This is a genomic window from Mycoplasma wenyonii str. Massachusetts, assembly GCF_000277795.1.
In the GTDB taxonomy this organism is placed as follows: Bacteria; Bacillota_I; Bacilli_A; order Mycoplasmatales; family Mycoplasmoidaceae; genus Eperythrozoon_A; species Eperythrozoon_A wenyonii.
The window spans coordinates 165,700-187,280 of sequence record NC_018149.1 but is presented as its reverse complement, the minus strand read 5'-3'; the positions used below and the strand labels follow the sequence as shown (position 1 = coordinate 187,280).

At 35.0% G+C, this 21,581-nt stretch carries 17 protein-coding genes and 2 tRNA genes; 1 reads left to right on the top strand and 18 read right to left on the bottom strand.

Annotated elements, in window-relative coordinates; genetic code table 4:
- Positions 1-19: 19 nt before the first annotated feature.
- The 9 genes from WEN_RS00930 to gmk all read right to left on the bottom strand — a co-directional run bounded on the left by WEN_RS00930 (position 20) and on the right by gmk (position 9,691).
- Positions 20-1,153 carry a hypothetical protein gene (locus WEN_RS00930; protein WP_014849690.1) on the bottom strand — a complete coding sequence of 378 codons (1,134 nt, stop codon included), beginning with the start codon at positions 1,151-1,153 and terminating at the stop codon, positions 20-22.
- A gap of 262 nt (positions 1,154-1,415) precedes the next feature.
- Complete coding sequence (locus WEN_RS00925; protein ID WP_014849689.1) at positions 1,416-2,795, bottom strand: hypothetical protein; 1,380 nt, start codon at positions 2,793-2,795, stop codon at positions 1,416-1,418.
- Between the two features lie 18 nt (positions 2,796-2,813).
- On the bottom strand, positions 2,814-4,079 hold the full coding sequence (locus WEN_RS00920) for an ABC transporter ATP-binding protein (protein WP_014849688.1): 1,266 nt from the start codon (positions 4,077-4,079) through the stop codon (positions 2,814-2,816).
- Entirely contained in the window at positions 4,057-5,520 is a 1,464-nt protein-coding gene (locus WEN_RS00915; protein WP_014849687.1) for an ABC transporter ATP-binding protein, read from the bottom strand. The genes WEN_RS00920 and WEN_RS00915 overlap by 23 nt, the downstream gene beginning before the upstream one ends.
- Positions 5,520-6,377, bottom strand: a complete 858-nt coding sequence (locus tag WEN_RS00910; protein WP_238530700.1) for an iron ABC transporter permease — start codon at positions 6,375-6,377, stop codon at positions 5,520-5,522. Before WEN_RS00910 ends, WEN_RS00915 begins: the two co-directional genes overlap by 1 nt.
- Positions 6,378-6,577: 200 nt before the next feature.
- The gene (locus tag WEN_RS00905) at positions 6,578-7,708 is read right to left on the bottom strand and encodes an iron chelate uptake ABC transporter family permease subunit (protein WP_014849685.1); all 1,131 of its coding nucleotides are present in this window, start codon (positions 7,706-7,708) and stop codon (positions 6,578-6,580) included.
- Positions 7,701-8,183 (bottom strand): NAD(P)H-dependent oxidoreductase, encoded by a 483-nt coding sequence (locus WEN_RS00900; protein WP_014849684.1) that lies wholly within the window; start codon positions 8,181-8,183, stop codon positions 7,701-7,703. The genes WEN_RS00905 and WEN_RS00900 overlap by 8 nt, the downstream gene beginning before the upstream one ends.
- Positions 8,184-8,188: 5 nt before the next feature.
- Positions 8,189-9,064: an HAD-IIB family hydrolase gene (locus WEN_RS00895; protein WP_043911269.1), complete on the bottom strand. Its 876-nt coding sequence runs from the start codon at positions 9,062-9,064 to the stop codon at positions 8,189-8,191.
- A 45-nt stretch (positions 9,065-9,109) separates the two neighbouring features.
- A complete protein-coding gene (gmk, locus tag WEN_RS00890) occupies positions 9,110-9,691 on the bottom strand; it encodes a guanylate kinase (RefSeq protein WP_014849682.1) in 582 nt (193 codons plus the stop codon).
- 122 nt (positions 9,692-9,813) lie between these two features.
- Between gmk and ileS the strand changes: the two genes are divergently transcribed.
- The gene (gene ileS / locus WEN_RS00885) at positions 9,814-12,492 is read left to right on the top strand and encodes an isoleucine--tRNA ligase (protein WP_014849681.1); all 2,679 of its coding nucleotides are present in this window, start codon (positions 9,814-9,816) and stop codon (positions 12,490-12,492) included.
- On the opposite strand, the gene WEN_RS00880 is transcribed toward ileS, so the two are convergent.
- The 9 genes from WEN_RS00880 to WEN_RS00845 form a co-directional block, all read right to left on the bottom strand.
- Positions 12,412-13,512 (bottom strand): sodium/calcium exchanger protein, encoded by a 1,101-nt coding sequence (locus WEN_RS00880; RefSeq protein ID WP_274506155.1) that lies wholly within the window; start codon positions 13,510-13,512, stop codon positions 12,412-12,414. The genes ileS and WEN_RS00880 overlap by 81 nt on opposite strands.
- Before the next feature lie 42 nt (positions 13,513-13,554).
- Positions 13,555-13,629, bottom strand: a tRNA-Trp gene (locus tag WEN_RS00875).
- Between the two features lie 40 nt (positions 13,630-13,669).
- A tRNA-Ser gene (locus tag WEN_RS03680) sits at positions 13,670-13,763 on the bottom strand.
- Positions 13,764-13,780: 17 nt separating this feature from the next.
- A complete protein-coding gene (locus WEN_RS00870; RefSeq protein WP_238530708.1) occupies positions 13,781-14,776 on the bottom strand; it encodes a DHH family phosphoesterase in 996 nt (331 codons plus the stop codon).
- 104 nt (positions 14,777-14,880) lie between these two features.
- Positions 14,881-15,744 carry an MPN551 family DNA-binding protein gene (locus WEN_RS00865; protein ID WP_014849677.1) on the bottom strand — a complete coding sequence of 288 codons (864 nt, stop codon included), beginning with the start codon at positions 15,742-15,744 and terminating at the stop codon, positions 14,881-14,883.
- Positions 15,744-17,837 (bottom strand): class I tRNA ligase family protein, encoded by a 2,094-nt coding sequence (locus WEN_RS00860; protein ID WP_014849676.1) that lies wholly within the window; start codon positions 17,835-17,837, stop codon positions 15,744-15,746. Before WEN_RS00860 ends, WEN_RS00865 begins: the two co-directional genes overlap by 1 nt.
- Before the next feature lie 159 nt (positions 17,838-17,996).
- The gene (locus WEN_RS00855; protein WP_014849675.1) at positions 17,997-19,577 is read right to left on the bottom strand and encodes an amino acid--tRNA ligase-related protein; all 1,581 of its coding nucleotides are present in this window, start codon (positions 19,575-19,577) and stop codon (positions 17,997-17,999) included.
- The gene (gene hisS, locus WEN_RS00850; RefSeq protein ID WP_014849674.1) at positions 19,578-20,831 is read right to left on the bottom strand and encodes a histidine--tRNA ligase; all 1,254 of its coding nucleotides are present in this window, start codon (positions 20,829-20,831) and stop codon (positions 19,578-19,580) included. It abuts the gene before it with no gap.
- Positions 20,832-20,866: 35 nt separating this feature from the next.
- Entirely contained in the window at positions 20,867-21,547 is a 681-nt protein-coding gene (locus WEN_RS00845; RefSeq protein WP_014849673.1) for a hypothetical protein, read from the bottom strand.
- Positions 21,548-21,581 lie beyond the last annotated feature (34 nt).

Below are 21,581 nucleotides of genomic sequence, written 5' to 3'. Positions count from 1 at the left end.
GTTTTTCTTTACTGAGAAACTAGATCCTGTAGTTAGAACATTTAGTTCAGAAAGTATTCTTATTCATTCAAGTTGGAATTTGAATTACTTGTAGATAAGTCTGAAATCTTAGGTGGTAAGAAAAGTTGTCTACTTCTATTAGGCAAAGTCTTTTATCGTTTACTCGGTCTCCAAATCAAGGTCTGATGATTCTGTCGCAGACTTCTCGCCTTACAGGATTAGTTGTGTCACTTCAAGACATATACCAAGCAACCGCATCTTCGCATTTCTCATCCAATAATCCCGTACTAGAAACATTTTCCATATTTAATATTTGGGATTTATCTCTTGTTTTTAAGTTTTCTTGCGTGTTCCAGCCAGGACCACCTCCATGTTTTGGCACTCAAAAACCACCGCTATTTTGATAAGTGGATTTCAGCACTTTCTTAACTCTTCAACCTTCTTGACTCCTTTTATCTGATTGACACTCTCCAAAATATTTACTTTGATGAGATGTTTGAGAGCCACAAGTGAAACCAGTTTCTTCTCCGCCAGTAAGAAGAGCGAAGATTGCTGGGAGAATGTTTTTTTCTTTGAGATTCTTGACTGAATCGGCATTAGGCCAAACATATTTTTTAAGGTAATTGAAGGCTATTACTTCAACATCACCAGCCAGTCTAGCTAGTGCTAATTTAGGATTTTTAAAGAGTTTGCCATAATTTCAAGGATTATCTCTGAGTTCATTTTCAGATTTACCTAGCATCTCTTTGAGTTTTGAAAGATCAAATTCAAGATCCACTTTGCCATTCTTTTGTCCGAATCTCTCTGCTCACCAGTCTCATCCGTGATATAGCCCAAAGATATCTTCTTCTAGCCCTTTATCTCTTTTTTCTCAGAACTTTTGTAATTCAATGAGATCTTGTTGGGTTATAAACTCACCAGATCGTTGTATCTCAGTTCAATAATTTTTTTGACTTGTTTTAGTTGCTTCCTTAACCTTTTCTAAGTTATCTAGCTCTAAACTAGTTTTTCTTGGTCCGAACCAGCTATTGCTGTAAGTTACCTTTTTTCCACCCCACAATTCTCTCTCAGCTTGAGAATGTTTTTTGCTTTCAATAGTTCTATGTTTGCCTGCATGATCCCAGCCCTTAACAAAGAGAATATCTTCACTCACCCCTTCACTTTGTCATCTATAAATCCCTAAAGTGGTGTAGTCTAGTTCTTTGACTAAACCTGCTTTTTGATTTATGTCTTTACTTACTGTTTGTTTTACCTGTAAGGAACTCTTAGTCTTAAAAAGTAAAGAATCCTTATCTTCTTCTACTTCAATGCCCCCCCCGAGCGACTAAATCAACCTCCTATTCCTCCTCCAAAACCACTGAAAGCAACTAGTTCTAGTAGTAACTTTTTTCAGATCATTTAAATAAATTATTCACTTAAATCCCGTAATTTGAACACTTAGTTCAGAAGGTATTCTTATTCATTCAAGTTGGAATATTTATTACTTTTAGATAGGTTTGCAATCTAAGCAGGTAAGAATGGTCTTTTACTTCTATCAAACATAATCTTTTGTCTCTTACCGTATGCTCAAATCAAGGATCCATAATTTCTTGGCAAATTTTTCTTCGGATCTGATTTCCAGCCACTCTTCACATATAAAGCCAACTTACTTGTTTCTCGCAACCTTCAACAACTATTGACGAATTTTCAATTTGGTTCTCATTTACAAATTGTCGTTCTTCTCCTGAACTTAATGTCTCCATGTTCCTCCACCCGCCTTGTCTGCTTCAGACAGGCACAGGTAGTTTTCCACTGCTCTCTCAAGAACTTTTAATGACTTTCTTGAGTGTCACTCCATTTTCAAATTTTTTACTTTCCCCGCACTCTGGGAAAATCTTCTCATTGCCTCCAGTCTCACACTTGTAACCAACTTTTCCTTCCCCAGTGATTAAATCCTCAATGATTTTTAAGATGTTTTTCTCTTCTAATACCTTTAATCGCGGTTCCTCTCCCCACAAATATTTTTTCAAATAGTTAAATCCAACTTCCTCAACATTCCCAAGAGCTCTAACTATTCTGATCTTGGCATTATTAAATAACTCTCCATACTCTCATCTTCCCGTTTTTAATTCTTCTTCTGTTTTCCCGAGAATCTTTTTCAAACCTTCTATATTAATGGTCAAATCTACCAATTGTTCTTTTCCAGTGGTTCCAAAATTTTTTGCTCACCAACCTCTTCCGTTGTACAACCCAAAAAGATCTTCCTCAAAATACCGATCTCTTCTAGTTCAAAAATCCTGAATTCCCTTTATATCCTTCTCTTCAATAAACTTTCCTGCATCTTGTATTCTTTCTCAATGACTCTTTTCAGATGTTGAAAACTTCTCTCGAGTCTCTTCCAAACTTTCTAATATAGCGCTATTTTGTCTAGGTCCAAATCAACTGTTGCTATAAGTTACTTTCTTTCCTCCTCATAACTCCCTCTCTGCTTGGGAGTGTTTTTTACTGTCAATAACTTTGTGCCTTCCTGCACCCCCTCATCCTTGAACAAAGAGAATATCTTCGCTTACTCCCTCACTTTGTCACCTGTAAACTCCCAGAGCTGGATTTTTTAACTCTTTTACTAAACCTGAACTTTTATTTATATCCTTACTTACCGCTTGTTTTACCTGTAAGGAACTCTTAGTCTTAAAAAGTAAAGAATCCTTATCTTCTTCTACTTCAATGCCCCCCCCCGAGCGACTAAATCAACCTCCTATTCCTCCGCCAAAACCACTGAAAGCAACTAGTTCTAGTAGTAACTTTTTTCAGATCATCTAAATACGGAACATATATTAAAAAGGTAACTCAGAGCCAGAACTCAAACTATAGTGGCCTTCCAGAAACCCTTGATCAATTACTACAACCTCATCTAGATATTCTCTTATCTGTTCTATATCATGATGAATCATGATAATAGTTACACCTTTATTAGTTTGCAGGAATTTCAAGTAGTCTAGTACCATCAACCTACTCTTTATATCTAAGAAGTTAAGAGGTTCATCCAAGACAATAATGCTAGTTCCTTGAGCAATAGCTCTCGCTATTATTGCTTTTTGTCTATTACCTCCAGATAAAGAATGTAGGGGCTTTCCGGCCTCTTTCTCTAGCCCTAATTCTTTAATAATGGTGTAAATTCTTTTCTTTTTCTCTTCTTTAGAGAGTTTGGAACCTATTAACCCTTCACTAGGTGCAAATCCTATTGAAATGAAATCAACTAAAGAGATATCTTGATACATAATAGAGTGCTGAGGAATGTAAGCTACATTCCTAGCAAAAGACTTGACAGAGATATCTTGTAAGTTCTTTCCTATTCAATACACTTGACCCTCATAACTAGACAGTAAGTTAACAATTATCTTGGCTATAGTGCTCTTTCCAGAACCATTTCTTCCTACTATAGCAACGAATCTTTGAGACATCAAACTCAAGTTAATAGAGCTAAGTAACTTATCTTTCTCTTGGCTAGAGAGATATTTAGCTCATTGTCTAGAAAGTTGTTCTCTCTTTGAAAAGAGCTTGTAGGCTCTAAATACTAGAGAAGAAAAAGCTTTATAGGAGAAGGAGAGATTAGAGATTACTAGTAATTTTTTAGAGCTAGAAAGAGAAATATCGGGAAAGGCAGACTTTAGGAAAGGGGTCTTGAAGCTACTTAATAATGGATTGTTATCTGTTTCTTCTCAAGTCTTAATGGGTAGAGAAGAAATGGCATATTTCATTAAGACCAATCCCGCTGGATTTAATAACCCTTCTACTCAAAACCAAAACTTAAAGCTCTTGCTGACATTTAGGTTAGAGTGAGAGATCTTAGAAAGAAAGGAGAGCTTAAGACAAAAGAATAATCCAATAACTACTGCAAAGAAGATCTTTCATCTCTCTAAAAAGCCAAAAGAAGGTAGTTGTAAGTTACTTAAGAAGTAAAGAGAGAGTCAAACTCCAAGTAAACCAATAATGGTTCAGTGAGCTACAGTAGCCCACTTGAGACTTAATTTAAATGATATACCTTTTCAGTTGTTCCAGAGAAGAGAGAAATAGAGCTTAATAGCCAAGTAAGGAGGCATTTATTATTCTCTCTCACTTTTGCTCTGAAAGCTCAAGATCATATAGCTTATTTAAGAACTGAGACTCTAATACCTTATTAGTTTCAGAGAATCTCCTAACCACTCCATCTTTAATAGCAATTATCTTGGAAGATAATTGTGCTATCTCTGCAAAATTGTGTAGGTTAGCAATAACAATCTTTCTAGAGTCTTTTAACTCTTTAAAGAAAGAGATTAAAAAGAGTCTATTTTCTGTATCTAAGTGAGTTGTAGGTTCATCTAGAAGAATAAGCTCTGCATCTTTGACCATAATACTTGCCAGTATTACCTTTTGTCTTTGTCCTCCGGATAGCTCACCCATTCTAGAGTATCTAAAGTCTTCTAGACCACACTTCTTCATTGCCTCTAATACCTTTAAGTGATCTTCAGGAGTAGCTCTCTGAGTTCTCTTGAGAAAGATAAATCTTGAATAAAGAAGGAAATCATATACAGGAGTGTCTGGTTGTAACTCCAACTCTTGGGGGATATAAACAACTTTCTTTCAGAAATCCTTTCTAGAAATAGACTTAAGATGCTTTCCTCCTAGTACTATCTTTCCTCTACCACCCTCTAATATTCCCCCTATATTCTTTAACAAGGTAGTTTTTCCTGCTCCATTAGGCCCTATTATTGCATAGAACTCATTCTTTTGTAGTCTTAAATTAACTTCCTTTAGTATTTGGTAATTCCCTTGTGCGAAGCTAAAGTTAGATAAGACAATACCTCTATTAGGTCCAAGTAGTTGGTAACTATCTTCTTGTGCCTTCTTAGCTTTCTTTAGTAACTTATCTCTAATTAACCAACCTACTAAGTTAGTACATAAGTAGTAGAGAGTTCGCTTAATCTTTTCTTTTCTCTTTAGTTGTTTATCTAGAACTATCGCAACTAGTGAAGAGAGTAGAGAGAGTGTGAAAATAGCCTCTACTACTACTCCAATAACTCCTAGTTCTACTCAACTATTAAAGCTAAAGAACTTGGTTTTGAAGGATTGGAAATTCTTTGAAATGTCTTGATTTTGCGTTTGAACTGTCGCGGGAACATTCTCTGGAGTAACAAAATCCTTTCAACTTAATTTCTTAAAGAAAGTAACCATTCAATTCCTAATATTTGGGAGATAAGTCTCAGATGTTCACATCATCGCCCCAAAAGAATTGGTTGCTGGAACTTCATTAACTAATTTCCCAGCTTCAGAACTCAATCTAATTTGAGCTAGTAACTCCCTCAAAAAAGAAACACTTCCTGAGGAGTAGATCAAGCTCCAAGGGCCATAAGTAGGATAGCTACTAGACTCTTCTTTGGTTTTCACAAACTCATCTCCCTTTATCTCCTCAAACTTAGTAGATATCTGACTATTAATGTGATTAATTCCAATTCCAGAGGCTATACAGCCTAAGGTACAGATAGAAAGGGCTAGGAACTTCACTATAGGTTTTTATTCTTAAGTAATAAGAACAAAAATATTGGAGTTATTAGGGCTGTAGAGAATATTCCAATAGGAACATTCTGAGAGAGATTTACGGAGAAGAAAGTAGCCAAGACAACCAATAAAGCTCCAATAATAAAACTAGCTATTACATTGGAAGAGGCTTTATTTCCAAATAAGAACTTAGAAATATGTGGAGCTATTATTCCCAACAAAGAAATAGTTCCAACTAAAGCACTCTCTATTCCTGCCAATAAAGCAATAGCAGTAAAGAGAATAATTCTTAACTTCTTTACTTGGATACCCTGAGAAGTTGCATAATCCTCTCCTATCTCCATCAACTCTAACTCTCTTCTAAATACTCATATTGCTATTGCAATAACTGCAATAAGTAAGAAAGAAACTATAGTAGTTATTCTTCACTCCGGAAAGAGAGAGACTTCACTAATATTTGGAAACTTTCCATAGCTATAGTTAGAGATCTCAACAAATATTTGTTGAGCATTCTCTTTGTTACTCTTGATGAAGCTAAGAATAGAAACACTAATAGCCTCACAGAGAAACTGAAAGGCAATGCCAGAAATTACAAATGACTTAGAAGTTTTCTTTTTCTTAGTTAGTCAATAGACTATTGCCGTACCGGCTAAGGAAGCTAGTAAAGAGATTATTGGTAATACAGCTTTTAAGAATGGAAGGGAAGTTTTCTCTCCATCAAAACTTAGATATATAAAGATACTTATGGCAATAATGTTTAGAGAGCCTATTCCCAAAAGAGAGATATCTGCTAAAGGATTTTTGGTTAACTTCTGTAGCATTAATCCTGCAACCCCCAAAGCACCTCCACTGAATATTGCCAAGAAATACTGTCATAACCTAGGATTTAAGGCCTTGTAAGAGAAGTCATATCTCCAGTTAAAGGTAAAGAGAGTACAAAAAGAAGCAGATAGTAGAACAAGTGTTAAACATATTCATTTAGAGGGCTCATTTTGGGCCCTTATTTGCAGAGTATTAGCTCTGCTCAATTAGGCTGAGTAGAAAGAAAGGAAAAGAGAGTTCACTACTTTTTGTTCAAAAAGAGAAGAAAAGTGGCTCCTAAAGCAACTATTAAGTTAGAGCTAGAGATATAAGGAAGAAAAGAGTTAATAGTTATTGCTGAAAGCAATAAACAAATAGAGACCATGCAGGAAACAGGAATGATGCTCTCATACTTTCTTGTTCCTAGTACCTTTCTAGCTATATGGGTACTAATAAGACCTAGAAAGGCTATATTCCCGACTAAGTTAATAGTTAAGGTATTACAACACAAGATAATCAGATAGCCAAAAAACTGTAATAGCTTTATATTTACTCCCAGAGAGTGAGCTTGGTCAAAACCTAACTCTGCTAGATTTAAATTCTTTGCCAATAATCTCACTGAAAAGAGTAGAACTATTGCAATTGGAAAGGCTATTTGAATAAGAGAGAATTGATGGGGAAATAACTCATAAATGTTTTCAGCCCCTCCAATAGCTAAGGCGAATGAGGTCGTCAAAGACACCGCACTGTATTCCTTAATTAAGTGAATAGCTGTTCTGAAAAAGATATTCAGTACTAACCCAAAGAGTATTAGCGTTGCACAGAGATTGTGTCTCTCTCATGCAGGCTTTCTATTAAAGAGAAAGAGAATTAAAGAAAAAACAATAAAGGAAAAGAAGAAAGAGACTACAAAGTGAGTTCAGTAGAAATTCCCAATACTAGAACCTAAAAAAGCCTTTAAGGCAATTAAGCCAAAGGCAGCTCCATCCATCATTCCTAAGGTGGAACTGTCAGCTAGTGGGTTCTGTAATAAGGATTGAGAGATATTTCCTGAGATAGCTAAAAGAGTTGCTGCAATCAGAGAGGCAAGAATAATTCAGACAATTTTTTGGTAAGGTAGGAAAGATAATTCTTTTGTTGCCTCTCCTCCCTTAGCGGGAGCTCTAAATCCAAATAAAGGAGAAAGGAGTTGCTCTAGCTCTCCGCTTTCAGCTTTTCTATAGAGATTGAAGAATATGAGGGAGAGTGCGAAAAGGGAGAGAGTGGCTAGTAAAAACTTTTTATTAGAGAAAAGAGAGCTTAAGGGGATATCCTTGGGATTAGTGTTTGAAGAAAAATTGAAGTTATATATATAGTTAGCAGGCCTATTATAGGCCTGAATACTACTAGACATATTCTTGAATTTGGCTAATTAATTCCTCTACTTGAGATTCAGGAAGGAAATTAAAAAGAGTTACTTCAGTTGCCCCTAAAGATTCAAGAGTTCAAGTAATAATCTTTTTGAATTCTTCTTCTCTTGCTGAAGTTTGACTAACTCCTACTAGTATTAATCTCTTGGATTGAAATATTCGTCTAGAAGAAAGACTACATCAATCTAAGACATTCTTGAAAAAACCAGAAAAGTTGTAGTTGTACTGAGGAAATACAAGTATTAAGCTCTTTGTCTCTTGTATCTTCTCAACTAACCAATTAATGGTTGGGGGGAACTCACTGCTTGCAATTATTTCATTATTGAGTAAGGGAATCTCATCTGAAGAATTGAGATAAAAAGTGGGGATAGAAAGGCCTTCAGAGAGCTGTTTTGCTAAAGTGAGACTCTTGGACTCTTGACTATTACTTCCACAGACTATTAGCCCCTTGCTCTTCAAGGTAATTAAGTAAGGTGATTAATAACATTAGCTACCGCTAACCCATATTTATTAGTGGTATTGAAGTTAATGAGAGTGTTGTCATAGTTGAAGGTTGTGTGTTCAGGAGAGAAATCGACTGCAACCCCAAAACCACATTTTTCAATCATCATCAAATCATTGTGTTCATTCCCAATAGCACAACACTCTTCTAGCTCTCAACCTTCTATCTCATTAATTCTCTGAATAGCAAAGAATTTATTTACCTTTCTATCTATTACCTCTAAGAGTCAATCTCCATGAATAGAAACATAAAACTCAGAAAACTGAGTTTCAATTAAGATTCTCAACTTTGAGGAGTTCTTATGAAAGGTAAAGAATAATACCTTTTGAATACCTTCTCAACCATTCTTATAGTTCTCAGGAGTATTGAACTTAATAGTGGCATTGTATTTCTTTGCAAACTTTCTTGCAAATACTCTTGAGATCCAATTATTTTCTACAAATAATTGATTAGAAGAATCAACTATGAAATAGACCAGAAAGTAGTGTCTTCTCAGGAAACTAAGTAATTTAAGTAATTGAGAACACTTAAAGGTTTGAGTGTGTATTATCTTTCCTTCTCTGTTGTCAAAGAGTAACCCACCATTTAAACAGATAAGATAAGGTATTTTGTAACCACCTAACCTATTCTCTAATCAATTAGAGATAGATTTAGTTCTTGCAAGATTTCTACCGGTAGCTAATATGAAGTGGTTACTGGAATTCTCTAGAAAGACACTTAAGGTAGAGAGAGTATAGGTCTTTACTTTCTTTCAAGAATGTTTCTTGGGGGATAAGAGTGTTCCGTCTAGATCTGAATAGACCACTTTTATCTCTGGTGTCATACTACTTTTCTGCATTAAAAGCTAGTTATATCTAACTAAGAACTAACTAAAACTATCTATTTACTTTTCTACCAACCCTAGCTCTTTATTGAATATCCCAACCAGTTCAGAGAGACTTCTTTCAATAGAGTCATTTAAGACTTTGTATTGAAATTGGGAGATTTCCTCCATTTCTTTTTCTCCCTTCTCTAGTCTAGTTCTAATTTCTTGATCTTCCTCTGTTTCTCTCCCCTCCAGTCTAGTCTTTAGGTTATCCATAGATGGAGGATAGATGAAGATAGAGACAAAACCATTGAGTTTGCTCTTCAATTGATTGAAACCATCAGTTTCAATCTCTAGGATAACATTCTTTCCTTCATTTATTAAATTTTCTAAAGTTTGTGAGTGAGTTCCATAATATTGACCAAAGAAATAAGCATGTTCTAAGAAATCATCATTCTTAATTAATTCTTCAAACTTTTCTTTAGTTATGAAGTAATAGTCTTTACCATCTTCTTCTCCATCTCTAGGAGCTCTAGTGGTATGAGAAACATTAATGGCTAAGTTAAACTTTTGAATCTTAACTAATTCTGATAACAGTGTCTTTTTCCCTACACCACTAGGTCCACAAACAATAAATATCTTGTTATTGCTTTGTTGCAAGTAGAAAGCTTAGAGAATTAGAGCTATTTTAAGACTTTTATATTTAATTTAAAAAATCTTCCAGCCTTTCCTGCTTGTCTAGCCTCAAAAAAACTCTCAGACTCCCTCAAACTGACTTTCCAATGAAAGCTAATTTAGTTGAGAATCAAGCCAAGTACTCAAGTTTTTGACTAGAACAAAAAGTTTATGAAAAGAGACTACAAAAAAACTCCAATAAACCTTTATTTCTAGTTATTGATGGTCCGCCTTATGCCAATGGAGCTATACATATGGGACATGCACTTAACAAGATACTTAAAGATTTTGTTGTTAGGTGAAAGAATATCTCTGGTTTTCAGAGCCCTTTTCTACCGGGTTGAGATGTGCATGGTCTTCCAATAGAACACAAAGTAGAGTCAGAAAACAAAGACTTCAAGAATCTTTCTTTAGTAGAAAGAAGAGAAAAAGCCTTTAGTTATGCTAAGTCTCAATTGAAACTCCAACTCTCTCAACTAGAGAATCTACATTTAGTTCATCCCCTAAATAATTACTACTCAACATCTGATTCAGAGTTCATTAAGAGAGAATACTCTCTTTTTGAAAAGCTGTGAGAAAAAGGACTAATTGCGAGAGAATACAAGCCAGTCGCTTGGTCTTATTCCTCTCAAACTGCTTTAGCAGAGTCAGAGATTGAATATGAAGAGGAAGAATGTGAAAGTATCTACTTCTCTTGAGAGATTGTTGAATCTAATAACTTTCAATTACTAGGTTCAAAGATAATACTTTGAACTACAACTCCTTACAGTCTAGAAAGCAATTTAGCAATTGCTTTACATCCAGAGTTAAGGTATTGTCTAGCCAAAAAAAATGGATTTAACTACATAGCTTCTGAGAGTTTCTTTCTTAGAGAGAATGACTTTGAGTTAATTAAGGAACTCTCCGCAGAAGAACTACTAACAGCTAAATATCTAAATAACCTAACTGGAGAGGTTAATCCCATCTTCTCTGCGAGCTTTGTGCTAGAGAACACAGGAAGTGGTTTTGTTCACTTGGCTCCGGGGCTTGGACCAGAAGACTATTTAGTCTGTAAGAAACACAATCTTTCTCCCTATTGTTCTATAGATCAAAGAGGTTATTTCAATAAAGAAGTTAAGTTCTCTGAATTAGCTGAAAAGTTCTACAAAGATGCCTCTAAGATAGTTATTTCTTTCTTAGAGAAAAATAACTCTTTAATAGCTATTAAGAAGATAAGACACAAAGTAGGTAAAGATTGAAGAACTAAAAAACCAACTCTCTATAGAGCTACAGAACAGTGATTTCTTAACTTAAAAGATTTAAAGAGTCAGTTAACTCAAGCCTTTGAAAAAGAGACTTTCTCAAATCCAGAGTGATTATTTGGGAAATTAAGAGAAACCGTTCTCTCTAGAGAAGAATGATGTCTTTCTAGACAGAGAGCATGAGGACTTCCTATCCCAGTCATCTTTAAGAATGGAAAAGAGTTTGGGGGATTAGAGCAACTAAAAAAGAATATCTCTATTCTCTTGGAAGAAGGAGTTGACAGTTGGTATAAAAAGCCTATCTCTTACTTTGTAGGGGAACAAGAAGGGCTAGAGAGCTTTAGTAAATCCTTTGATGTCTTAGATGTTTGATTTGACTCTGGCTCTGTATTCACTAAAGATGAAGAGTTAAAAGAAGCTTCAATAGTTTATCTAGAGGGAGGGGATCAACTCAGAGGTTGATTTAACTCCTCTTCTATTCTTTCAGTCGCTAGTAGTTCTTCTTTACCCTTTACTCACTTAGTCTCTCATGGTTTTGTCTTAGATGCTTCCAAAGAAAAAATGTCCAAGTCTAAAGGGAATGTAGTAAATCCTGTTCAACTAATTAATAAATATGGTTCAGATATTTTTAGACTCTGAATTGCTAGTGTCAATTACTCTAAAGACATTAGCTTTAGTGAAGAAAAAATTAAAGCCACTCAACAAGAATACAGAAAGATCAGAAATATATTATTTAGATTCTCTTTGAGTGTTATTGGTAAAAAGAGCTGAAAAGAGATTGAGCTACTTAAACAAACTTGACACTTTCCAGAACACGAATATATCTACAATACCTTCACACAACTACTGAATAACTCTGAGAAAGCCTTAGATTCTCTTCTCTTCAGAAAAGTTACTAATTACTTCAGAGACTTTATAGAGCTTTACTCTAGTTGATATCTAGAGATAGTTAAACCGGCTTTGTATGCTAGAGACTCTAAAGATTTATACAGAGAAGAGGCGATTGAGGTAATCTCTGTAGTTTTTAAGTTTTCAAGCTTATTGCTTTCAGTAATTATTCCTCAAACCTCTGAAGAGGCCTATCAGAAAATGGAAGGCATAGAGTCTTCTATTCTCCTAGAAGAGTGAAGGGGAGTTGAATCTGAGGGCTTTGACTCCGAGAGATGAGAATATTTCTTTGAGCTAAGGGAAAGAGTGCTTAAAGAATGAGATAGTCAAATGGGAAATAAATCCTCTGGAGAGAAGTTACAACTCTTGAGAGAACAAAAACTATTTTTACCTAAGTCAAAAATCAAATACTTCAATATAGAAGACTTAACTAGATTGTTATTAGTAGCTGAGTTGGAAGAAACAGAGGGGAGCGAGATCTCTTTTGGTCCAACTACTAAGAGAGTGTGTGAAAGATGTTGTAAATATTGAAAGGAAAGAGAGCTAACTTCAGAATTTTTTGAGGAAAAAGAACATTTACTTTGCAGTTTCTGCGCCATCGCTCTTCAAGAATATAGGAAAGAGAATGAAAGAGCAAGTGAGATAGCAAAGCACTAAGACTCAATCTCAAGAAAGATTTCACTTCTCATATTTCAGATTCAGAATGTAATTACCTTTGCTATTCGTGTAAAAGGCAACTAAAAAGAGAAGGTTAAGTACAAGAGCCAAGCCTAACCAACAACTCAAAGAGGTTTGAGTATTAGTATCTGTACTTAATTGAGAGAGTATTCAACCACCTTGTATTGACTGAGTTAAAGAGGGCAAGAAGAGATTAAATAGAGCAGAGCCAAATATTCCTGCACTAGCTAGTCCAAAGTGTCTGGACTTAAACAAAAAGAAGAAAGAAGAGAACTCAGGAAAAGAGGTTACAAGACTTAATATGGTTCCTAGTCCTATATTTCTAGGAATACTAAAACTCTTTTCAAACTTAGTAACAATATTGAAATTAAGAAAAGAAAGACCAGAGAAACAGATAAATATAAGTCCAAAGACACCTAAGAACTTATTCTTACTTAATTTGTCAAATATATTGGAGTAACTCTTTATTTCTTCTTTTTCTTTTTTGGAAAAGACTAGGTAACAAATTCAAACTAAGCAGAATAAGAAGGGAAGTGGACTAATCTGTCCAATATTCAGCTTGGTTGAGAAGGTAGGAAAAGAGACAGCAACTAAGAGAAGAGCTAGTTCAAAGGTAAAAAGAAATCACAAGAGTGTTTTCTTGTGAAAGGTAGAGCCAATAAAGCTTTGATACTCTTCTGAGGTGAATCTTTTTTTCTTAGTTAGGTGATAGAGTGCAATTCCTAATCCAGCAAGAAAGATTATCTGAATTAAACTAGCTCCAGTCAGGTTATAGAAAGAGTCAATGGAATACTTGAATTTGGAATCAGCTCTATCATAAAACCCAGCAGTAATAGCATTTATAACTTCTGGGAAAGAGGTACCAGTAGCTAGTAAGCTAGAACCTACAAATCTTTCAGATAGTTGAAATCTATTAAGAACACCCTTAATAGATTCAGAGAATAAAAAAGATAGTGTAAGTACTCCTGCACTAGTTACTAAAAAGGAAAAGAATAGTAAATAAGGATTCTCTAAAAGAGACGAGGCCAGTTTAAGGTATTATGGCGGGGGTGGCAGGACTCGAACCCACAACACGCAGTTTTGAAGACTGCTGTTCTGCCATTGAACTACACCCCCAATAAGGGAGATTCCCAACTAATTTAAATGCTAAATATACTGGCGGAATAGAGAGGATTCAAACCTCCGCATAGAGAAAGACTCTATCTAACAGCTCTCCAAGCTGCCCTCTTAAATCACTTGAGTACTATTCCAGACTCACTATTTTATGTTAAGACTCTCTAAAGCCCTTTCACCACTTATATCAAGAGAGTAATTTAGAGACTCCAAGTTGACCATAATCTGAACAACCTGAGAAACCATATTTAACTAAGTAGTTATCTAATACAAGTAGAAGAGGTCAGAATTCCCTTCTACTTTTGAATAGGGTAGAGGCAATTAGTTTGTGTCCTCCCCCGCCAAATTGAGTAGCTATCTTATCTATCTGTAATTTCTTAGATCTAAGAGAACACTTTCACTTCTTAAGTAACTTATCTTGAATAAAGATCACTCAGATCTCTATTCCAGCTATATTCTCTAGATTAGAGATAGCAGAGACATAGTCTTTAATAGAGTATTTCTTTAGTAACTTAGCACTAACTATAGAGAAAGCTAGTCCATTAGGAGTTACCTTTATATTCCTAACTACTTCTTGATCAAATAGCTTTTTATTTAAGCTATTTTCAGAAATTAGCTCATTAATTGCCTTTCTCTTAATACCTTTACTTAAGAGCTTTCAGAGATAGTAAAAGGTTGAGGGAGAAATATGAGCCTTTAAGTGATTAGTGTCTGTGAGAATGCCTGCATAGAGATATTGAGCCATTTGAGTAGTAAAGGTATAGCCATAGTTGGTTTCAAAGAAGAGCAGTAACTCAACTAACATCTCTGCAGTTGAGGAATATAAGTGATTAATAAATTCCAGTTGAGCAAAAGAGTCTATCTTTGGGTGATGGTCTAGAATAACTAACTCTTGGCAGAAGACATGTTTTTGAGTTAAGATTCTCCCTTCATTAGGAGTGTCTAAAACTATTCCAAGACTTTGCTTTAGTTCTGATAACTCTAACTTAGTTTTGATCTCTTTATTTCAGTCAAATAGGCTTTTTTCATTAGGGGCTAAGCTTTCAGGAATAATTCAAGCAATAACTTCTTTTGAGGGGAAGTTAAGAGTTATTCAGTGGTAGAGAGTGAAAACAGAAGCATAGGCATCAAAGTCTGGTTTTAGATGTAAGAAAAGAGAAATATATTGGTATTGTTGGAGCTTTTGGAGAAATCTCTCTCCAAACTCTTTTAATACCTTACTATTACTTTTTTCTTCTATGGATTGAGTAATAGTTAAAGAGCAGGAAAACCAAATCTAATTCAATTTAAGTCTTGAGGGGACAAGATAGGGCTGACTCCACCCATAATGTATTTGTGATATCACTCAGTAGCATAGTTGATGACTGGCTCAAAAGACTTTAAGTCAATTTTCATTTCATCTAAAACAATCATCTGTGGATTCTCTTTACTTCACTCTTCTTTTGCATAGGGATCAAAACTCTCTGGTTTTAAGTAGTGATTCTTATTTAAGAAGGCAATGCAGAAATAACCTTTCTCTATCCCCCTCAGATAAAGATACAGAGCTAATTGGTATTGATACTCTTCTGGTATTTTTAATTCTCTATTTTCTAAAGAGAATCACTTGTGTATATTCCCTTTAAGCTCTTTGATTATTGGCTTACCAAAACTATCTCTAACTAGTCTTAGCTCATTGTCTTCAAAGGTATAACAGTATTTATCTAAGGGAGTGGTTTTGATTTCTAGAATTGACTTAACTGTTTCTCCCGCAAACTCTTCACCGTCTGGTATACCTCCAAATACCTCTGCATCGGGAAAGAGATCATACCCCACTTCCTTACTGTTATATGAAACAAATCTCTTATTTAACTCTTTTTCTGCATACTTAAGTAAGGTTTTTTCTATAACCACTCCTGCTTCTGCAAAGAAGGGTTCAATCTCTGTTTCTACAAAACCTAATATCTCACATCAGCACTGAAAAGGAGATTTATATTTATTCCTACCTATCACAGCTGCCATTCTAGAACCAGTAATCTTTCTTCTATATCTAGAAGATTTCTGTCTTCCTAGCTTAGTTAGATATATTTGGTTATTTGCAAAGTAGAAGTCCTCTGGATAGGAATAGTTCTTGAATCTCATTAAGAAGACTTGAAGGTAATTAGATTAATTACCTTTCTTGGAATAACTACATATTTTTCTAATTTATTTTCCTTTAAGAGTTGAGGGTATTCTGGTAGGGAACTAAAGTGATTAAATAGCTCTTGTTCTGTTTTGAGCGAAGAAGGGAGTTGAATCATTAATTTATGTTTTCCATTAAGTTGAATTGAGTAGTTAAGAGTTTCTTCTTCAAAAGAAGTTGAAAAGCTTGGTCAACTAGAGTTAAAGAGAGAGGTTTCTTGTTTCAATAGCTCTCTTCAAAGCTCTTCTGCGATACAAGGAGCAACAAGGCTGAGGGATTGAATAAAAAGGGAGTGTTCTAGTCAGTTCTTATTTAAAGCTTTCTGTAGGTATTTAAAGAAAACCATTAACTCTGAGACTAGAACATTGAACTTAAAGGCTTGAATGCTGTATTCAAGCTTGGATAAGAAAGTAACGAGCTCTTTAGTAGGACTAGATTTTTTGGGGTTCAGAGAATCTTTAACTTCTGAAAAATATCTATAGAGTTTTTCAATTCACTGTTGAAAGACTGGAAGTTGTCTACTATCCCAATATTGTGTTAGCTCTAAAGGTCCAAGAAAAGCAACACTGAGTCTAATTACATCTCCACCAAACTCTTGGAGTAGAGAGGAAATGGAAACAAAGTTGTTTTTAGACTTTGACATCTTCTTTCCATTCTCTCCTAGTATCATTCCTTGATTTTTGAGGGTATAGAAAGGCTCATCTCCAGCCTCAATTTGTAATCCTAGGGTGGAATACAAAACTTTGTATCAAAACCTAGCATAGAGTAAGTGCATAGTTGCATGCTCTTGACCTCCTATATAGAGATCTACAGGCATTCATCTCTCTATTCTTCTCTTAGCTTCAGAGCTATCTAAAGGAAGATAACCTTCCTTTTGCTTTATTAGATAAGCTAGATAATACCAAGAGGAAGCAGCTCAGTTGGGCATAGTATTTGCATCTCTTCTGAAACCTTCTTTTTCAAAGAGTCACTCCTCATAGTACTCTAAAGGTGTTGTTTTCTCAGAAGTTTTAGTAGTTATTGGTTTATATTCTGGGAGCTTTAGAGGTAAGCTCTCTTCTATATAGAAGTTATTTTCTGAGTCATAGTAGATAGGGATTGGTTCTCCTCAGTATCTTTGTCTAGAAAAGACTCAGTCTTGTAACTTAAATCTCTTGACTTTAGGAAGTAACTTTCAATTGAAGAATGAAGGAAGTCTTTTATTTCCAATGAGCTCTTCATAAATTGGCTCTAAGGGATTACCAGAAGTGAGCTTGGAAACAGAGAACTTGAATGGAAGTTTCTGGAGAGTTTTAGAGTCGCTGTAGTAGAAAAGTATCTCTCCATCTTTGGGCTCTTGTTCTAGTTCTAATAAGCTATAAATCTCAGACTCTTTATCTATTAGAAAACCAGAAATGGATCTGATTTTGTCTAGCTCTGACTCATAGTGATAGAAGACTCTATCTTTGATCTTTAGTTCAAGTTGATAGACTTCCTGCTCTCCTATTCACTCTGACTGAATAGTTTTGATCTTTTCTGGTCAGTGAAGATGAGCTAAAGAGGCATTAAGTTCTTCTGCATATTCAGTAATCTTTAAGACTCACTGGGTTAATTTCCTCTTTTGAACTAAGTGATCTCCTCTTTCAGAATAGAAAAGACCATCTTCTCCCTGATAGATCTCTTCATTTGCTAGTACAGTTTGTAGTTCATCAACTCAATTAACCTCTCTCTTCTCTAGGCTCGCTAAGCCTCGCTTATATAGTTGGATGAATATTCACTGAGTTTGTTTGTAGTATTCCGGATCTGTACTATTTATCTCTAGCTCTGGGTCATAACTAAAAAAGAGAGCATTTAACTCTCTTCTGAAGTTATTGATATTTTGTTGAGTGAACTCTTGTGGTGGTTTTTTATTTAGATTTGCAAATTGTTCTGCTGGAAGACCGAAAGCATCTCAACCTATTGGATGTAGTACAGAGAATCCCTTCATCTTTTTATATCTAGCAATAATGTCTGTTGCTAGATAACCTTTTACGTGACCAACATGTAACCCTGCCCCGGAAGGATAGGGAAACATATCTAGTATGTAGTATTTGGGTTTAGTTAGATCATCTTTGAAGGCATAAGTTTGTTCTTGAGATCATCTTTGAATTCATTTGGCTTCTATTTGGGCGAAAAAAGGGCTTTTTTCTTCTGGAGAAAGAACAGTAGGATCTGCTAGTTTAGTAATGAGTGCTTAAAGAGATGACATAGAACAACTACCATGAGAGTTCTTTGGGAAGGCAATTACATCTCTAATGCTCTGTAGATCAAGCAATTCTTTTATCAGTCTCTCTCAACCGATAGCAATTCCTAAGTGGGGAGGAACTCCAAATTCTAGGGCTTGAAGAAATCAACCAAAGTCTTTTTCAATTGATTCATCTGAGTAATCTAATAATTTAAATATCTCTCTTTGGAGTTGTGGGTCTGTAATTCTCATAGAGCCAGAAGCAATCTCTGCCCCATTGAGAACTAAGTCATAGCCAGTAGATTTCCAGCTGAAGATATCTTCAGAAGTCTTAATAGGCAGGGTAAAGGGGTGGTGAGAGGTTACTAGTTCACCTTCTTTATTTCTTTCAAAGTAATGTCAATCAGTGATTCAAACAAATCTATAAGGTTTACTTTCATCTCACTTAACCAAACCTAACCTAAATAACTCATTTCTTAAAGAGCCAAAGAGATAAATAGACTTTTTATCTACTTTTTCTGAACTCTTTCTATAGAACACAAAAGAGTTAGGTTGTAATTCTAGAGAATTAACAAACTCATCTATTAAATCTTCTAATTCCCCTTCTAGTTCATCTTCACCTTTGAATATGTATTGAAACTTATTGCCTAACAAGGTAGAAAGTTGAGCCACTTCTGCTTTAGTTGCTGGCAAGACTATATAGTAGATTGAAATACTTTTAGAGTTTCACTTTTGAATGACTAAGGGATTTCTTAGATCTGGTTTGTCTGTTCCATAGTTAGACAAAGCCTCTTGAAAGCTCATTAATTGAAAATCCTTTGGTTCTAATTGAACTCTTAGGAGTTTATTAATTAAGAGTATCAATAGATTTTCAATAAGCTCGAATAGCTTTTGAGGGGTTGAGAAAGAGAGCTCAATATCTAGTTGAGTGAACTCATATTGTCTGTCTTCCCTTAATTTTTCAGCTCTGAAATTTCTAGAAAACTGAAAGTAAGACTCAAAGCCAGAGATCATTAGTAATTGTTTATAGAGTTGGGGAGACTGAGCTAAAGTAAAGCTCTCTTTAACTTGATCACTAACTAAAGTGGAGAAGGTGGCTGCTCCTTCTTTAGTTGGAAAAGAAAGAATGGGTGTATTAATCTCAGTGAAATTCAGTGAATTGAGATATTCAGTAACTAATAGTTTTGATTTAGAGTAGAAAGCCAGATTATATTGAAGAGACTTTCTTCTGAGATCTAGATATCTATAACGCATTCTGTATTTCTCTTCACTAACCCTTTCTTCAACTAGATCAATAGGAATAGCTTTAGCTTTAGAAAGTAACTCTAGTCTTTCTCCTTCTATCTCTAACTGTTGTCTTTCTTCTAGGAACTTAGTTGTTCCTTCAACTAGTACTACACTTTCTCTAGTTATTGAGCTAGGATCTAACTTATCTAGAGAGAAATTAACTGAGATGGAGCCGCTGCAGTCTCTAAGAACTAATACAGTTAAGTTCTTGAATTTCTTAATTCTCTGAATAAATCCAGCAAGTATTACTCTTTCTTGACCTCGTCCAGAAAGACTAGAAATTAAAACTCTTTCAGAAAACACCTAAGTCATTAATTTATTTAGCTCTTTAACTAATTCTTCTGGATTCTCTAACTCAAATGAGCTTTGAGACTTTTGATTCTGTTCCTTAAGTATTACCTTATTTTCACTTTGTTCCTTTGCTCCATAAATTAAAAGTCACTTAATATTTAGTCTCTCAGAGAATCTAAAGTGAGACTTAAGCTCTTGTAACTCTCAATTAGATTCAAGTTCTATTCCACTATCTCTTAATTTCTTAGCTAATCTAAGTATTCTAGGCTCTACTTCGGAAAGTAAGTTACAAAAGTAAACCCTTTTGTCTAACTTCTTTGGTCAATTAAATCCACTTTCTTCTAGTGTGTTTAATAGTCTTTCAATTCCAATTGCTAATCCAACACAAGGAATATCTTTTAGTCCAAACTTATTAAATAATTCATCATATCTCCCTCCCCCAGCAATTCCTAATCCTTTGTAATTTCACTCAAATACAGTTCCAGTATAGTAATCTAACCCTCTAACTAAGCTTTCATCTCAGTGATAGTTAAGGCCTAATTCACTTAAAAGAGTCTTTATCTTAGAGCTCTTTTCTCTCTCTTCTTCACTAAGAAATTGTTCTATCTTAGGTGCTTTTTGAACTATCTCCAGAGAAGAGTCTCTCTCGTCATCCAATATTCTTATTGGATTAGTCTTTATTCTCTTTAGAGAGTTGGAACTTAAACCTTCATTGTTCTCAGAGAAATAAGCAGTAAGTGCCTTAGTTCACTTAGACCTAGTTTCTTTATTAGAGAGATAGTTAACTCTTAGTTTGAGACTATCTAGCTGGAATTTCTCTCTAAACAAAGAGTCAAGCATATAAATTAACTCAACTTCGTAGACTCAAGAACTAGCCTTTATTATCTCTAATCCAAATTGTGTGAACTCTCTGAATCTTTGTTTCTGTGGTCTTTCATGTCTAAAGCACTGGGAGGAATAAAAAAACTTAAGAGGAGTTGGATTAGAAAAAAGTAATTTCCCAGAAGTAACCGCTCTTGCGACTGAAGCAGTTTCTTCGGGCTTTAAGGCTAGACTTTCATCTCTTAGGAAGAACAACTCTTTTTTGAGTATTTCATTCTCAGGCGCTGATTGATCAATATACAAAGAGCTATTCTCGAATGTAGGAGTTTGAATCTTACTAAATCCTAAAGAGCTTGCTCAAGAACTTAATTCCTTAACTAAACCCTCTCTCTTATTTAGCTCTTCAGAGAATAAAGTTCTTGTTCCTCTAGGCTCTTTTATCACTTAGCTCTGAAGTAGATCCCGCTAATCAGAGGTTGTTAATCAATAATTACTCTAGGAATAAATTCTTTTCACTCTAATTGTTCAGAGGGGGAAGAGCCTTTTGTTAATTCAACTTTTATTGAACATTCTTTAGTTCCTTTGCGCTCACTGCCATCCTTGCAGTTATCTAAAGAAAATTTGAATTCATTTAATCCTTTCTCTTTTCTTCCGCTTCCGGAAAATTGGAATAACTTATCGGGACATCTTATGTAAGAGCCAAACGTTTCATTCTCTTCACCTCCGCCTACCTCTCCTAGTCTGGTGACTCTTCCTTCTCCATCAATTCCATCGTCGTTAATTCAATTAAATCTACCTTGTGTACCAAAACTTCCTCTTACTAATTCCTGTAAGCTTTCAGCTCTTCATGTGGGTGGTTGTGTAACTTTTGCTCCATCACCTCTCCAATGATATCCTTCTCCCCATAATTCAAGCTTGGTATTTGTATCTATATTGTCTGTAACTTTGTCTTTGATCGTTAAGTAGATTCATAAATCTGATGCAACTCAGTTTCCCGACTTTTCTCCTCTATAACTACAAAGAGATAAATAGAACTTGTTGTTACTCTTTATTCTTCACACATTTTTAGGATCTCAATTTGGAATAGAAAGAGAAGTGTAACCAACTAGACCACTAACACCACTAATAACAGAAGTTAAGAGAATCTTTGTACCTAACATAAAAACGTTATTAATTTAAATCTCATGCTCTTAG